The sequence below is a fragment of the Saprospiraceae bacterium genome (assembly GCA_026129545.1).
Classification (GTDB): Bacteria; Bacteroidota; Bacteroidia; order Chitinophagales; family Saprospiraceae; genus M3007.
This window is the reverse complement of record JAHCHX010000001.1, coordinates 3,345,743-3,362,652: the sequence shown is the minus strand read 5'-3', so window position 1 is coordinate 3,362,652 and position 16,910 is coordinate 3,345,743. Positions and strand designations below refer to the sequence as shown.

Here is a 16,910-nt window from a genome sequence, read left to right as displayed (position 1 = left end):
AGACCTTTGCGACACTTCGGGGCGGAGCAATCGCGACCCGAGATTTTGAAGAAATTTTGACTGCATGAGACCGCAACTTCCTGATATTGAAGCCTATTACAATGGCACCGATTTCGATTATCGCGCCATCTGGAACCGCCGGCGCTCTGAGGTGGCGGTGCATTTTGGGTTTTACGACGACCATGCTCGCCACCACGCCGCCGCGCTCGACAACATGAACCGGGTGTTAGCGGATTGGGTGGGTATAGCGGCAGGGGAGCGGGTGCTTGATGCGGGTTGTGGATTGGGCAATGCGTGTTTTTGGCTGGCCCGGCATCGCGGGGCGCAGGTGGTGGGCCTCAACATCGTGGAGCGACAGATAGCCGACTGTCAAAAAAGAGCGCGGCAGCAACAGGGGCTGGGCATCTCCTTTGTGCAGGGCGATTTTTGCAAAATGCCGTTTCAAGACCAAAGTTTCGATGTGGTGTGGGCTTGTGAAAGCGTCTGTCACACGGCTGAAAAGGCGCAATTTTACATGGAGGCTTTTCGAGTCCTGCGCCCGGGCGGGCGATTGGTGATGGCCGAGTATATGCGCACGACACGTCCCGTATCGCCGGCGGGCGAACAGTTGCTGACAAATTGGTTGCGCCCATGGGCTATTCCAGATATTGACACGATGGAAGAGCACCGTTCCCACGCTGCATCGGTGGGTTTTCGAGAAATTGAGATGGTGGACGCGACACCCAATGTGCGCGTTTCGCTTCGCAATTTGCACAATATCTCCAAACGATGGCTGCCGCTAGGGCGCTTGCTGCACGCTGTGAGGTGGGTAAGTGACGTGCGTCTGGGCAACGCACAGGCCTCCGTGCGACAATACGAGGCGTTGCTAGCTGGCGCATGGGTGTATGGGCTGTTGCGGGCGAGGAAAGAGAATTTTTAAAGGCCTCTTGCCGCCCCCCTACCGAAAGCAGCAATACTATCCCTCTCAAATCAGCCCGCGCGATTTCAACTCCAAGTATTTGTTGATAGTGTTGAGCGTCAGGTCTTGCGGCTTGGTCAGAATGGCTTGTATGCCATATTGCCGCAGCTTTTGCACCATCTCCTTTTTTTCCTGCAAGAACTGTCGCGCCACTGTTTGGCGATAGATGTCCGCTGTTTTTTGCACGTCCTCTTGGGCGAGGCGGCGGATTTCGGTATTTTCAAAAAAAACGACCACGAGCAGGTGGGAGCGATTGAGGCGACGTAGGGTAGGCATGGCTCGCTCCAAGGCATAGCTGCTCTCGAAGTTGGTGAACAGTAGCAACAACGAACGCGCACCGATGAGCCGACGCACGGCTTCGTAGAGCAACTCAAAGTTAGACTCGCCGGGGCGCTCTTTTTCGCGGTAGAGGGCTTCTAATATGCGGCTTAGTTGGCTGGTATCGCGTTCGGCTTTAAGCGTGGCACCAATGACATCGGAAAAGGTCAGCAGCCCAGCCTTGTCTTGTTTTTTCAGGATGATGTTGCTGATAGCCAAAGTGGTATTGATGGCGTAATCCATTAGGCTCAAGCCCTCGAAGGGCATCCGCATGACCCGGCTTTTATCCACGATGCAATACACTTGTTGGCTGCGTTCGTCCTCGTATTGATTGACCATAAGTGCAGCGCGACGGCTCGAAGCCTTCCAGTTGATGCTCCGGTAGTCGTCGCCTTGCACATAGTTTTTTATTTGCTCGAACTCGTAGGAATGGCCGATGCGGCGCATTTTTTTAATGCCGGTTTCGTGAGCAATCTGGCGCATGGCTCGCAGCTCGTAGCGTTTCATTTGAATGATGGAGGGATATACCGCCACATCTTGAGGTTGCCCGAATATCAGGCGGCGTTCCAGCAACCCCAGCCGCGTTGCCACGAAGACGTTGATGTTGCCAAATGAGTAAATCCCACGCGAAAACGGTGTCAGATGATGCTCCAGTTTTCGGGGCGCTCTGGGCGGTAGGTTCAACGCGACCTCAAAATCGCGCCGCTGAAATTGGAAGGGCAGTTCATCGGCAATCGTCGCGCGATAAAACACATTGCCTTGGTTTTCAAGATGCAAGGTCACAGGGTTGGGGTCGCTCAGAGAGAAAACAGGGTTGAGGATGCGCTCGCAGACAATCTTGGGCTGGCGGCCATAGAGCAACGCCGCATCCGCCACCGTCAGCGCGAGCGCCACTATGAGCGCGGTCTGTGCCAAAGGGAACAACCAGCCAAAGGGATATGCCAGCGCGAAGAGGGCGGCCACGCTGCCAAAGAGCCAGAAAAAGCGATTGCTGAGATACATGGTTGGGCGATTCCTATGGGTTTTGCACCCATTGACCTTTGTTCACAATGCCAAGCACCTTGCCCGTGAATTTTTGGCCGATAAAGGGTGTGTTGCGCGATTTTGAGCGAATATCGTTTTCCCCAAAAACCCACTCGGCATCAGGGTCGAACAGGGTCAGTTCGGCACGAGCGCCGGGTTTTATTTCTGGCAGCGGCAACCCCAGCACGTGACGGGGTGCCACTGCCATTTTTTCCACTATATCAGTCAAGGAGAGTTGTTTTTTGAGAAATGTTCGGCACAAGGCAAAGGTCGTTTCCATGCCGAGCATTCCGAATTCCGCAAAGGGAAACTCCAAGTTTTTTGCTTCCTCATCCCACGGGGCGTGATTGGAGCAGATAAAATCAATAGTGCCATCGGTCAGTCCTTCAAGCAAGGCCTCTGTGTCGGTTTGGCTGCGCAGGGGCGGCAACAACTTCCAGTTTGAGTCAAAATCAGCCAATTTTTCATCGGTAAAACAGAGATTGGCTATGGCGACCGAAGCCGTGACGGGAAGTCCGGCCATTTTCGCCTCACGCACCAACGCCACGCTTTTGGCGCTCGACAGCAGGTGCAAATGAAGCCGCCCTTCCGCGTATTCGAGCAGCTTGAGGTCGCGCTGCACTATGATTTCTTCCGCCAACGCGGGGATGCCTTTCAGGCCCAGCGAGGTACTGACCACCCCTTCGTGCATCTGCCCTCCCGCAGCGATGCTTTTGTGGTGCGGCTCATTCATGATGAGGCCATCGAAAGCTTTGGCATACTGCATAGCCCGTAGCAAAAGGCCTGCATCCTGCACAGCCCGCCGACCGTCGCCGAAGGCAATCGCGCCAGCCGAGCGCATATCAAACAATTCTGCCAAATCCTTGCCCTCACAAGCGACAGAGACGGCACCGATGGGGTGAAAAGTGACCGGCTCGCGCTCGGTTTTGTTCTTCACATACAGTACTTCGGACTTTGAGTGAATGGCAGGATGGGTGTTGGGGAAACACGCCACCGAAGTGAATCCCCCTACTGCTGCGGCTCGGGCGGCTGTGTGCAAATCCTCGCGGTGTTCGTAGCCGGGGTCGCCAGCCTGAATGCCCACGTCGAACCAGCCGGGCGAGACGCAGGCGTTGGCCGAGGCCCACACGGTAGCTCCTTTTTCGGCGGGCAGGTTTTCGCCAATGGCCTCTATCACGCCATCGCGGATGAGTATGTCCTTTGGGCGTTTATCTTGTTTTTCGCCGACGACGCGGACGTTTTTGAGTAGTAGCAACATGGCTTTATATTTTGTGCCAATAGTTGTTTTTCGACACCCAACCCGGCTCTCGACGGTAAAGATTGAAATCTTTTTGCCGAATCAGCACCTCATCCAAGAAAAAAGGCTCGAAGACCCCTCTTTTTTGAAGAAAAATGCGCACATCGGAGTTGTCCTCATGAACGGTGAATTCCAAGTCGAACAAAGCCCAGCCCTCCACAAGGCTTTTCAGATAGAAACGCAGCCCCTCGTGTCGGAAGTTGATTTCGTGTCCGCCGGCGCGGCTGTGTTGAAAAATCTTCATCTCGTGGGTCATGCCCATATCCTGCTTCACATATATCCAAAGGCTGATGTGGTAGTTGCCAGCTGGCATGGTGTTGTTCCATACCCACGCAGTGTCGCCCATGTTCCCTTGATATGCGCCCTTTCCTTGAAAAAAATGAGTCGTCGAGGAAAGTGAGTCGTAGGATTGATGATAGAACCACCCTTGCGCTTGGTCGCTTTTCCAATTTCTGCCGACCGTGTGGGATGCAGTGTTGTCCATTTCAGCCGACACGGCGAGGGAGTGGTTTTTGGCCCAGACGCGCACGCTATCGGGGAGGAGCGACATGATTTTCATGCCTTCGTATTCTTTCACCATGACGGCAGGCCCCAGTAGGTGCGGATATCTGGCCTGCACTTGTTCCCATTGTGTGGGGTTTATCATCAGCGCGATGGGTCGGTTGTCGGGCAATTCATCGAGTAGCTGCGGCGATTCGAGTGGCTCGAACGAGAATTGCACGGACTTGATGGTGCGCCCTACCGAAGTGCGGCTCATGAACACGCCCATGTCTGGCACCCCGCTGTGAAATGCAGTGGTCAACATTCGGCGAAAATGAAAGCCGTCAATGTCGAGCCAGATGTTTTCCGAACCGACATGATAATAGGGTAAGGGCATCAATGCCTGATAGGCCGAGAAATCCACCTCTGCCAGCCAGGGGCAATCGGCGATGGCCATGTCGCGTTGGCCGTAGTTGGGATTGAGCGGTATCCGCTTTATCTGTTGAAACACACGGGCTTCGTAGAGCAGCAAAGCCAGTGGAAGCAGGGCGATGACCCATCGAAAATGTCGGGAGAAGGGGATTGTTGTATCGGCTTTTGTTTGCCCTGTGGGCACCGTGTTTTCGGCGGGGTTTGCGTTGGCGTCTTTGTCAGCAGTAGGGAGCTTTTCAGGCAAGTCTGTGTCAACGGCCTTTTTGGCTGTTTTTTCTTTTTTAAAAAAACCTTTGAACCGGGCGCTGTAATTCCAAACGACATAGAACATCACCACATTTATCACATAAAAGAACGCCCAATTGAATCGGCCCAAGCCTCTGAACTGACGCAACGGTCCAAAATAATCGGCTATCCATTCCAGCCCTTCAATGGCAAATGGGAAGCCGCAGGCAAAGATGAGCAGCACAAAGGAAGTGATGAAAATGCCCGACAGGTATCGCTTGTGGGTGCGGTGATAGGCTGCTTTCTCCCACGAAGGCTCAAACAACCGAAAGCGGCGAAAAAACACGGCCCAAAGCGTAAAGGCAAAAGCCGCTATCCCGATGTATGCTCTTGATTCAAAATCTATGCGCCGAATGGGGACTATATTTTTGTCGAGCCATTGATAGAAGGGAAATTCGGGATAGGGCAAAAACACGCCTTCCCAATAACCTATAAAAGAGGTGAAACCATAAGGGCTGGAGGGCCGGTCGGTAGCAAAATCGGACCAGCGAATCCAGATGTTGAGCAACACAAAAGGCAGTATCACCATGACCACCAAGTGGCTGAGCCTTACCCGAAGATTGCGCCACGACGGGTCGAAGCATAGCTGAACCAACGTGTATAAGCCCAAAAACAGAGCGGATATCCCGAAATAGTAAAAATGCAGCTGCGCGGCGAACCAGACGAGAAAGCCGATTTGCAGGCTTTGGTAGCGCCGACTGTATCTTTCTTCATAACGACACAAGAGCAAGAGCAACAACGGAAGCACCCATGTGTGCGCGAGCGCAAAGTGACCGTCAATGCGGTTGTTTTGCGGCGACAAGAACAGCATCCCTAACGACACCAACCCTGCATACCAAACAGGCAAGTGCAATTTGCGCAACAAGAGAAACAAGACTCCTGCCCCGAACAGAAGCGAGATGGCCACGATGACGTTCATGATGCCCGTCGTGCGCCCGCTTATATCCGACACCTTTGCGCTCCACCACTGCATGGCAGCACTGATAATCGGCTGGTTGTCAGTAAAAAGCACATGTTCCCCGAATGGATAGCTCATGCCGCCGTAGTGCACATAGCTTGAGTCGTGGGCAACGTGCCATGCGGAGGTCATGTAGTTTTTAAGGCCATCGGGCGATTCGCACAACATATAGTCGTTCGGTGCCTGCAACCAGATGCCGTGCTTCGCCCATATCAGGACAAACGCTACTGCCAGCACTGCCAGTAGCCCCCAAAACGTGTACGACCGCTTAGGGTGAGTGAGGTCGTGGAAGGTGTGTTCTATTTTTTCAACTCCTTTCATCTTTTTGACTGTCTATGCCGTTTTCCTCCGGCGCACCAACAACCAGATGAAGTTGCGCCCTTCGGTGGCAAGTATGCGCCAACCGACCTTGCTGAACGTGACGCCCTCGCGCAATTCCACAGCAACAGGTGTGACGGAGACTCGCCCGTTGGCCAGCATGAGAAATTCGAGGTCGAACAGGAATCGGTCAATGCTTGTCTCCAGAAATACCCGTTTCCCTGCCGCATCAAACCCTTTCAATCCACACTGTGAGTCCCCGATGGGTTGGCGCAACACATTGCGAAGCAGCCAACGCAACCCTTTGGAGAGCCACCTCCGAAAGGCTGGCACTTGGTCATAGTAAGCTGTGTCGCGGTTGCCCGCCGCGATGCCGCCGTGTTCGCGCAATGTGATTGCGATGCGTCGCATACTTTCTACGGTGTAAGGAAAGTCAGCGTCGGTTACCAAGTGAAAATCCGCCTCCGAGGCTTTCACCCCCTGCCGAAGCGCATAACCTTTGCCGCGATTGCCGGCATAGGTCACTATCTTCACCTCGGGCAAAATTTCTGACAAACGATTGAAAATCAATTCGGCATTTTCGCTCGTCGAGCCATCGTTCACCACGATAAGCCCCGTGTTGTCCACTACATCGGCCACCGCTTCTCTGAAAAGGGAAAATCGCGCAACCAACGCATCCGCCCAACCCGTTGGCGGGTTGTAGCATGGCACGATGACGTTGAGGCGCGTGGTAAGTGTTCGCAAAATATGGGCTAACCTGTTTTGGCGGGCAAAAGTAGGAAATGTAGAGGGTGTTCGATGTATGAACTGGTTTTATACCTTGATTCGCTTGGATTTGCCGGATGGCCGTGATTGATGCACCTGATTTTGAGCAGATTGATATCGCAGCCATGCCCGAAACTTGGCGGCGCTAGGTATAGGTTCATCCGCACCCATGAAGCTCTTTTATTTTTTCTGTCGCATCCGAAAATCCAAGGTCGAAAAACCGCCCGCGTCGAAATGCTCTATCTCGATGCGGTGTTGCCCCCCAAGTCTGACCGTGATTTCGTCGGTTGTTGGCTCATGCACGTTCCAGTTGTCAATGAGCAGCTTGCCATCCAGAAAGAGCCGAGCGCCGTCGTCGGAAGTGAGCTCTATGACATATTCGCCCGGTGCAATATCGAAGGCGGTGGTGCTGTGCGTGGCAAATCGGTCTTCGTTGACTCCCTCGCCGGGGCTTCCCCACCAAGCAAAGGCCAGTTCATTAGCTGTTTTTTCCATTGCGGGTTTTTGTTTTTTCAGCAGGGAAAAATGCTGCTCATGCCGCAAGGGGTCGTTAGTGTCGTCATAGTTGAAAAAACGAATCAGCCAATCAAACTTTTTTTCAAATCGCTGAAAATCAAAAAAATGGGGTTGACCCGCAGGTGTTTTTTCTCCAAATTCCGACACTATTTCCTGTTGGCCAACGTATTCAAAAGCGACGTAGACGGCCTCGCTTCCGGGAATGCTTTCGAGCGTCAAGGTGTGAGGCAAAGTGCCACGAGGGTTTGGGGGCGAGGCAAGCCCTCTGATTTGTGCGATTTTCCATTCGCCGGGTGGGCCGGCAAGTCTCAAAGTATAAGTCATGGAGCCGTTGTTGCCGGGTTCCATTTTTTCCAGTATTGCTGCGGGGTATTTGAAGTTATACGGCCCCCATTCGCCCATGATGATGTGCTGGCGGCCTTTTTTGTCGTTGGGCACCATGGCGAGCATACCTCCCGGGAGGCTGTCAGGTTCGTTGAGCTCGCCGTATTGCACATTAAAGACCGCATAAGGATTTTCGGGGTAGCCATCTTTGCTGAAGTTCAAATTTTTAAAGGGAGCGAGCTCGGGGTGTGCCCATAGGTCTGCGAGTTGCGCTTCGGTGCCATATATCTCGTTGCGCCAGAATTTCAGATTTTCGTTGGGCTTGGGTGTTTCCAACAATTTTTTGAATTGCAGGAAAATGTTCTCGCCATTGACGAGCGTGTTTTGTGAGGCGCTGATGTGAAGCGGTACGCGCGTTCTCAAAAAAATATTGCGGTCAATCATGTTGCCTCGGTTGCGCGTGTCGCGTTTTTGCGCATAGCCCCAATCGGCAGGTTGGCTTTCGCGTGCCCATAGGCGGATGCCCGTCGAGTCGTCCTGAATCAAATTGAGCTGGATGGTGTCGTTTTGTCCGTGTTCTATGGCGATGGCGGTTTGGCATCCCGTTATCATGTTGGCATAGATGCGAGAGTCATAGCTATAGCCTCCCCATATACCATAGGTGCAATCGGCGATGAGATTGCCCTGAATGCGATTGCGCGAAAAAGTGACTTCCACCCCGTTGGTAGGGGCATAGCTGAAGTCGTTGCCAAAAATGAGATTGTCGTTGCATCCGCCCTCGCCCGTGTCCATGGTCGTCTGGCCTGCCCAAAGGAATAGCCCGTCGCCGGAATGGGTAGCCGTGTTGAAAGCGATGAGGTTGTTGCTGCTTTGCTCATAGACGAGTATGGCGGCAGAGTCCTGCCCTCGTTGGTAGAATCCATGCGAATAGCCGCGTACGTTCCAGCCCAAGCGATTGTGCATCACGCGGTTATTGTTGCTTCGATAGAGACCGACACCCAACCCCGAATTGAATTGGAAGGCATTGTTGAATACTGTGCCCTCTGTGCAGCCCGTCATCAGTAGGGCATTTTGGTTGCCTGTGATGTGGCAGTTTTTGACTGTGGGGCGGAGGCAATTTCTGAGGTAAATGCCTGCCCCGTAGCGCAGCCACTCGTCCTGCTCGTTGTGATGATAACTGAGCCAGTCCGAGAAGTCTTCCCGCTCGCGGATGGAGCGAAGGCGTGGGCGATAGTTGTAGGAGAAGTCACAATTTTCGAGGGTCAATGCTTCTGCGCCATCGGCCAACAAAGCTACTTTGTAGCCGTGAGCCTTTGCGTTTTTGAGCACGATGTTTTTCCCTTTTATCAATATGGCGAGGCCATAGAACTGGTTGGGCAGCTGGCTCGGTTTGCCACCATTCAGGGTGGCATCCTGAAAATCAACCGTGATGTTGTTGCCTGATATGGTGATGACGGGTCGAACCGCCGAGGGCACAAAAGCTGGCACTTTGTCGAACAGGTCTGTCGAATCGCCCGCGAGCGAATACTGCGCCGTTTTGACACGGCACGACTCTTTGATGGTCATGCCTTTTTTGAGCGTGATTTCAGCGGTTTGGGAGAAGAGCAATTGGGGCAGCAATGGCAGCAACAACAGAAAAAGGCGCATGGATTCTTTCTTTATACCCAGATTAAAGAGGATTTGAGCCTGGCCGTTGATAAGGCAGGGATGCTCTGGTTGTTTTATGTGATTGTCAAAGGATTGCGAGTTCTCTTTGTTAAAAAGTGGTTTGTCTTGATTTTATACTTTGATTCGCTGGGATTTGTCAGTTCAGCATGCTCGCTCTCCCTGATTTTGAAAAGATTGCGCTTTTGGCCATGCCCAAAACTTGGCAGCGTGAAGCATAACAAGGGGTTGTGCCGATTTTGAGTGATATTCCGTACTGGGTTCATCGTTCATCACTCATAACTTATCACTAACCTGCGAAGGTCAACGTTCTCACGGCTTGGTTCCGCTTGTCTCTTTCAGATTTTCTTTGAAAAACTGTTCAATTTTCTCGAACAAATGCACCCGGTCTTTGCCCAACACATTGTGCTGATGTTCGGGATAAACGAAGTAGTCAACCTGTTTGCCTTTGCGCACGCACTCGCGTATGTACCGCATCGAGTGCTGCCACAACACCACATCATCAGAAGAGCCGTGAATCATCAACAAGCGGCCTTCGAGGTTGTCAATGTACTTGAAAAGACTGCTTTTTTCATAGCCCTCCGGGTTGTCTTGCGGGGTATCCATGTATCGTTCGGTGTACATGATTTCGTACATGCGCCAATCAATCACTGGCCCTCCCGCGATGCCGCATTTGAACACGCCTTTTGCCTCCGGGCGGGTCAGCAATGAGGTAGCCATGAACCCCCCGTAGCTCCAGCCATACACCCCAATGCGATTGGGGTCAATGAAGGTTTGTGCTTTCAGATAATTGGCGCCAGTCAGTTGGTCCTCGATTTCGGCATCGCCCAAACGCCGATGAATGGCGCTCTCAAAAGCAAAACCGCGATGGGCAGACCCTCGCCCGTCGAGCGAAAAAACAACAAAGCCCTGCTGTGCCAGTCGGTGCATCCATAAGTCGCCACCACCCAGCCACGAGTTGGTGACCATCTGAACATGCGGTCCATTGTACACATTCACGATGGCCGGGTATTTATTTTTCGCGTCAAAATCGGGTGGCAGAATCATGCGAGCATTCATTGTGGCACCACCGATGGAAGGAATGGTCACCAATCTCGTAAGTCCTAATTGATATCCTTCCAAGGGATTTTTAGCACCAAACACAATGCGTCGGTCGGAAGGATTGGCGATGGACTGGACATAGATGAAACGTGGGATGGCGGTGTTGTTGAACACATCAAGCGCCCAATCGCCGGTGCTGTTGATAATGCCAATGTGCACGCCTTCTTCTTCGTTGAGGCGAGCGATGACACCAGTTTTGAGGTTTGTGGAAAAAATATAGCGATTCAGCCCCGTCTCGTCGGCTATCTGGTAAAAACAATTGGAGCCATCGGCGGAAAAGCCGTAAAATTTGGTCACTGGCATGGCTCCTTTGCTCAATTGGCGCAGCATTTTCCCCGACATATCGTAGAGATAGAGGTGGTTGTATCCGTTCCTTTCGCTTTGCCAGACGAACTGCGCATTGTTGCCCGGCACAAATTGGACGGGGGCTTCCGGCTCCACCCATTTGTCGCTTGTTTCTTCAAAAAGGGTTTTGACGAAGGCCCCCGTGGTCGCGTCGAATTGTTTGAGCCAAAGATGTTTTTGCTCACGATTGACGACGGCGATTAGGATAAACTTGTCGTCGGGTGTCCAAGCGATATTAGTCAGGTATTGCTCTTTGGGTTCGCCAGTTTGAAGGTAAATCGTCTTGGCATTTTGTGTGTCGAAAACGCCGACGGTGACATGGTGGCTCTCCATGCCTGCGTAAGGATAGCGAATGAATCGTGCTTGTGCAGGCATGGAGTCCAGCACATAAACTGGATACTTCGTCACCCTGCGCTCATCCATGCGATAGAAGGCCAGATAGCGCCCCGAAGGACTCCAAAACGTGCCTTTGTAGATACCAAATTCCTCGCGATGGACGCTTTTGCCGTACACGATGCCATCTTCCTCGCTTTGTGCCACACCCAAGTCCTTGCCACCGATACTCACCCAAAGGCCATTGTCCTTGGTGTAGGCTACATGGTATGTTTTATCGTGAATATCAATGTTTTCCGCATCGCTCGGATGCCAGTTTCTCGATTTTAAGCCTTCTGAGGGCGAATAGGTGAAAATTTCCTTTTCCGTGTGAAACCAAAGTTTTTCCGCATCTACCCAACTCATGGGCGGCATCCCATCGAGCGGTTGCAGTCCCTGCGCTTTGAGGCCCTCGTTGATGACGGGTAAAAAGTCCAAGGTGTCAATCGTCATATCCGGCGCGTTCACACGAACGATTTTGTTGTTCACGACGTGTGTGAATTGGGATGTCCCGGGCACCCACTGCAACTGCCGCAAACTGGCGGGGGCCAACACCGAACGCCCTTTCAAAATCGCGTCGGACATCGTGATGGTGCTGGGTTGGGCGGCAAGAAAAAGGGGCAAAAAACAAAGCAAGGCAATCGGCGCAAGTCGAATAGCAGTAGTCGAATGACGAAGGAGTATTTTTTTCATGTCGGAAATACCAGTTGAAAAGAACCGCAAAAGTAAGAAGGCTTCGCTGGACAATGGCCGAAAAACCGACAGAGGGCATCATGCAAGTCTTGATTCGACCAAGGTCGTTACTTGTCGGTGCTCGTGTTACCTCCAAAAAACCACCTGTGCTCGTAGGGCGGGTTCCTATTGGATGAAACTGTGTACCCGACGCGAAACTGCCGAAGCTGCGCCTCCAATAAAAATTCAAGTTGTTGTCAGCAATGGCGATGCCATCAAAAGAAGTCAAAACATAGCCTTGGTTGGCGGGGTAGATGTGGGAATAGGGAGCGTTCTCTACTTTTTTTTGAAACAACTGGTTTTGCGCCTTGCCCGGCGTGGGGAGGGTGATGCAAGCAACCAATGAAAAAATTATCGGAAGTAGAGCGACGACCAATTTATACCATCCAAGCTGGTTGAGACGGCTGCTGTGTATATTTTGAATTGTGGGCTGGAAGAAAACTTCAATTGGATTTTTCATGACGACGTGCATTTTTTCAACAAAAATGACTGTCGTTGGGCGGTGTGGGCAAGTACAGATTATGGCAGTATTCGGGCGGAGCTGGGCGGTTTTTGTGTAAAAATCAGGTTTGTTGAAATGGCAAAAGCGTGTTTTTCAGCCCATTGCACTCAAAAAATCTTGTAGGCCAAATCAGGGTTTTCATAAAAAGGCGGGTGAAACGGGAGCGCATTCCTTGCAAAAAGGTCAGGCGCTGACCTCTTTTTCGAGCTCTTCCACCCTCACCTTGTAGATATACTGGGGGGTACGGGCATAAAGGTTTCGATAGAGTGTCAGTGCCTTTAGATGATGTTGTGTGGGATGGTCGGCCACCCTGCGCAGCTCGAAGTGTACTGCCGCCTCCTCGCGCTCCGTGCGGGCGAGTGCCATGAGTTGTTGGAGTTGGCGTATGGCCTCTTGGCGATTGCCTTCGGAAAGGATGACTTGTGCTCGCAGTATGTTGGCACCGAAAGTGAGCTCCGAGTTGCCCAAAGCTAGGGCAATATCGCGGCCCTCTTCCAGCAGTTGACGAGCGGTGGAGAGCTCCCCTGCGTGAACGTGCACCACGCCTTTTTCGATAAGCGAGTAGCCCAACACCAATTTGTTGCCCATCTCGCGGGCGTGTTCGATGGCCTCGTTGTAGAAGGCTATACTTTTTTTGTAGTCACCTTTGTAGAACCAAGTATCGCCCAACGTATTGAGCGCCTTCGCAATGCCTTTCTTGTAGTTCAATTCGCGGGAAAGTTGGAGGTTTTGCTCTAAGTATTCAATGGCACGGTCGAAGTCGCCAATGACGGATAGCAGGTCGCCGATAAGGCCACAGGCGATAGCGGTGCCTTGTTTGTCGCCCAGTTCTTTGCAAAGCACGAGGTCGCGCTCGAAGTTCTGCATTGCCTTCGGGTAATCGCCTTTTTTCTCCCACACGGAGCCAATCGAACCGATGCATATAGTCATGAAGAGTTTGTTGCCCAATTCTTCCGAAAGTGCCAGCCCCTTTTCAAGACACAGCAATGCCGAGTCGAGCGAACCTTTTTCCAAGTAAATGATGCCCAGGTTTGTGTAGAGCGTCATCAATCCCTGCTTGTCGGCAGCTCGGTCGGCAATGTCGAGCTGTTCTTCTAGCCACCGGACACCTTCATCATAATGGCCTTGGTTCATGAAAATGAGGCCGAGGTTGGCGACAATGGCGGCGTTTTCGGCATCGCGCTGCACGGAGCGGTTTATTTCGATGGCTTTGGCAAACCAGCTCTTCGCCGCGTCGTAGCTTCCCTGCCTGAAGAAGAAAGTTCCGAGGTTGCCATACGTTTTCGCAATGCCCACTTGGTCGTCGGCCAGTTCGAAGCAGGTGACGGCGACATCCAAGTGTTTTTTGGCATCGGTGTAGTTTCCGCGCAGCATCAGGAGTTGGCCAAGGCGGCGGTTGCTGCGCCCGATGAGGTACCAATCGTTGAGGCTTTTGGCGCGGTCAAGCGCGGCGCGGTAGTCTTGCTCGGCTTCGTCCCACTGACCGACGAGCTCGTTCACCGCTCCTTTGCGCAGCAAGAACTTGATGGTTTTTTTGTTCTTTTTGGAACTGCCCTTGAGGTTGTCAATCAGTTTTTGATAAAATTTCAATGCCTGACGGTTCAGGTAGTTGCGCTGCGACCAACGAGCGGCTTTTTCCAAAAACCTGTTGGTCTTTTGTTCGTCCTCCGCTTGCTCGTAGTGGAAGGCCAAATCCACAAATCGTTCTTCCGAGTTGGGGTACAGCTGCTCTATCGCTTCGGCAATCTGATGATGCAGCTCGCGCAGGCGGGTGCGCAATTGCATATCATAAGCCGCCTCTCGCAGCAGAGAGTGGCGAAAAATGTAGCGCAGCTCATTCATCGCGTGCCAGATTTGCCATTTCTCGGCGGTCTGAATTTGCTCTTTCAACACTATCTCAAGGTCGCCATTTTCCCGAATAAATTCCTCTTGCTTAGCCATCACGGCAGACAAAACAGGCAGCTCAAACTCTCGCCCAATAACAGCCGCTGCCTTCACTGTTTCTTTTACAAGACCGCTTAGCCTATCAATGCGAGCCATCATGATCGTTTTGACCGAATCGGCAATCTGAAAATCCGCCGCATTGTTGAGTTGCAACATCCCGTCGCTGGTTTTCAGCAAATTGGCCTCCGTGAAGTAGTCCACCATTTGCCCGATGTAGAATGGGTTGCCTTGAGTCATGCGTTGCAACAGCTCGAGCAAATCGGGATGGAGTGTGCCGCCCAGTCGAGTTTCGGCAAAAGCCTTCAAGTCCTCTGGAGAAAGAAAATTCAAATCTACTTCGGTGTGGCGCACTCCTAGCTCGTCGAGCATGGAGGGGCGAAAAATCCATGACTTGGAGCCATCGTCCTCATAGCGGCTGGTTGCCACAAACATCATCTGATAGCTGCGAGCTCGCCGGATAAATTGTTGCAAGAATTCTCGGCTCATCTCGTCGTACCAATGGGTGTCTTCCAATTCGATGACCGTCGGTTGGAGCAGCGACTCCGCCACAAAAAGGTTGGCAAGCGCCGAAAGACTGTTTTGGTAGCGCCCGCGGGCATCCAGCTGTTCCCACAGCGAGCCTGGATAATGAATGCCGACCATAGCCGCCAGCACGCTTTGGGTTCGCGCTATTTCTCGGCGCACGGCATCGGCTTCCGGGTGTCGGCTTTCCGTGAGTTCATATTGAAGTTCGAGAAAGTTGCTTTCAAACAGCTCGCGGTTGTGTGCCGAGTCGTTTTCGGGGCTTTGCTCGAAATAGTTTTTGAGCAAATAAATAAAGGGGTTGAATGGCTTGCGCAGAATCTGGTCACTTTGACAAGTAAACCATGTGACTGCCATGTTTTCTCGCAGCTGTCTGCGAAACTCGTAGCTAATCCTGCTCTTCCCAATGCCCGCCTCTCCAAAAACGAATGCGACCCCCGAAAACCGATGCTCGCGCAAAGGAGTGGCGAATTCGACCAATGTCTTCAGCTCGGTCTCACGTCCGAAATACTCACCGGAGAAGCTCGTGCGTCCGGCCAGATTGCGTCCTGTCAGCACGAATGTCGGAATCGCCTGCTCAAAACCTTTAAAATATCCTTCGCCGCGAGCAGTGAACTTAAAATTGCGGTTGCGCTGTACATTTTCGTCGGTCATTACTTCGCCCCATTCGGCCTTCATCATGAGGCGAGCGCCAAGATTGACGCGAGCGCCCACGGCGGCATATTGGCAGCGTTCGCCGCTCCCAATCACGCCCGTGAATGCTGTGCCGGAAGCAATGCCGGCGCGGTAGCGAGCGCCTGTAAGCTGCTCCAGATGCCTCAAGTCGTCTTGTATCGCGACGATGTATTCGAGTGCGCGTTCCGAATTGTTTTCAAACGAAACAGGCGCGCCGAAGATGCAAAACATGACTCCTCCCTTGTCGCCAAAGTCTATTTCTTTGAAATACCCGCCAAAATTCTCACTCTGCCCAAGCACCACCGAGGCAAAATGGTCGAGTGCCTCGTGCGTATCCACCCCTTCAAAAGAAAGGAACACACTCACCACGTTGCGAAACTCGCCAATACCGGGGTTTTCAAAAACCTCTTTTGGCAGAAACTCCGCCATGATGGCCGGGTCGGGCGAAGGCAAAACTTGTTTTGAGGATGGTGATGCCGGATGAGGGCGCTTGTTAGTGGCGTTTGAATCAACAGGCGGTATGTTGGGGGCGAAATGCTCTAAATTGAGTTTGAAGAACCCATCGCCCAACGATTCGCTAATGACAGCTTGGGGGTCCAAGTATTTCAAAAATCGGGCATCGGACACCACTTCCAGACTGCAAGCCAGCACCTGCGCCTGAGAGCAGCCCTCGATGGGTTCTCCACGAAAATAATAGCCTTTGCGGCCCTGCCCCACGATGCCCCATTCCACCTCTCCTTCCGAAAGCCCGATTTTGATACCAATCTGATGCTCTGACAGCATAGAATCATCGTCTTCGCGGTCGCTCATAAAGCGCCGAAGCGTGGCGCACGCGGTATGCACGACCGTCAGAGCCAGTTGACGTTCATCGTCCACCGATTGATTTTGGGGGGCAATAGGAAATATCGCCGTGAAACTATCGCCAGCAAAGTAAGGGATGAATCCGCCTCGCTCATAGACCAATTCTACCGTGGGCTGAAAAATGTGGTTGAGGATGCGGGACATTTCCTCTGCGCCTTCCGAACCTTCCGCCATCAGTTTTTCCGTCAGACGAGTGAATCCGCTGAGGTCAACAAACATGGTAAAGGCATGAAGGTGGCCCTTCATGTTCCCGGCGCGGAAGTTTTCCTGAATGAAGTGTGGCAGGAAGTGTTTCAAGACTATGTGGTGACGATTTTGTTTGGGCGTGAAGTTACGACAAAACGGAAAATCGCCTTGTTCAGGTGTCGGCTGCAAAGCGATTTTTTCGTCGAGAGGTTCTATGCGTTCCTCCTTGCAGTTTTGGAGAATAAAAAGAAGGGATGCGTTTCGTGCACCCCTTCCTGCTGTTTATTGTTCTCTCAAGCCGGATGGCTCTGTCAGAGAACTATCGTTCATA

Annotated in this window: 8 protein-coding genes; 1 reads left to right on the top strand and 7 read right to left on the bottom strand. The window is 52.3% G+C overall.

Annotated elements, in window-relative coordinates; all coding sequences use genetic code 11:
- Nucleotides 1–64: 64 nt before the first annotated feature.
- Nucleotides 65–919, top strand: a complete 855-nt coding sequence (locus KIS77_13020; protein ID MCW5923261.1) for a methyltransferase domain-containing protein — start codon at nt 65–67, stop codon at nt 917–919.
- Nucleotides 920–964: 45 nt separating this feature from the next.
- Here the strand turns inward: KIS77_13020 and KIS77_13015 are convergent, their stop codons facing one another.
- The 7 genes from KIS77_13015 to KIS77_12985 form a co-directional block, all read right to left on the bottom strand.
- Nucleotides 965–2,278 carry a DUF58 domain-containing protein gene (locus KIS77_13015; GenBank protein ID MCW5923260.1) on the bottom strand — a complete coding sequence of 438 codons (1,314 nt, stop codon included), beginning with the start codon at nt 2,276–2,278 and terminating at the stop codon, nt 965–967.
- 13 nt (nt 2,279–2,291) lie between these two features.
- Nucleotides 2,292–3,557, bottom strand: coding sequence for a dihydroorotase (locus tag KIS77_13010; protein ID MCW5923259.1), 1,266 nt, complete (start codon nt 3,555–3,557; stop codon nt 2,292–2,294).
- 4 nt (nt 3,558–3,561) lie between these two features.
- A complete protein-coding gene (locus KIS77_13005; GenBank protein MCW5923258.1) occupies nt 3,562–6,072 on the bottom strand; it encodes a hypothetical protein in 2,511 nt (836 codons plus the stop codon).
- 12 nt (nt 6,073–6,084) lie between these two features.
- Nucleotides 6,085–6,813, bottom strand: a complete 729-nt coding sequence (locus KIS77_13000) for a glycosyltransferase (protein ID MCW5923257.1) — start codon at nt 6,811–6,813, stop codon at nt 6,085–6,087.
- Nucleotides 6,814–7,014: 201 nt separating this feature from the next.
- Entirely contained in the window at nt 7,015–9,321 is a 2,307-nt protein-coding gene (locus tag KIS77_12995) for a right-handed parallel beta-helix repeat-containing protein (GenBank protein ID MCW5923256.1), read from the bottom strand.
- A gap of 330 nt (nt 9,322–9,651) precedes the next feature.
- The gene (locus KIS77_12990) at nt 9,652–11,850 is read right to left on the bottom strand and encodes a DPP IV N-terminal domain-containing protein (GenBank protein MCW5923255.1); all 2,199 of its coding nucleotides are present in this window, start codon (nt 11,848–11,850) and stop codon (nt 9,652–9,654) included.
- 724 nt (nt 11,851–12,574) lie between these two features.
- Nucleotides 12,575–16,690 (bottom strand): tetratricopeptide repeat protein, encoded by a 4,116-nt coding sequence (locus tag KIS77_12985; protein MCW5923254.1) that lies wholly within the window; start codon nt 16,688–16,690, stop codon nt 12,575–12,577.
- Nucleotides 16,691–16,910 lie beyond the last annotated feature (220 nt).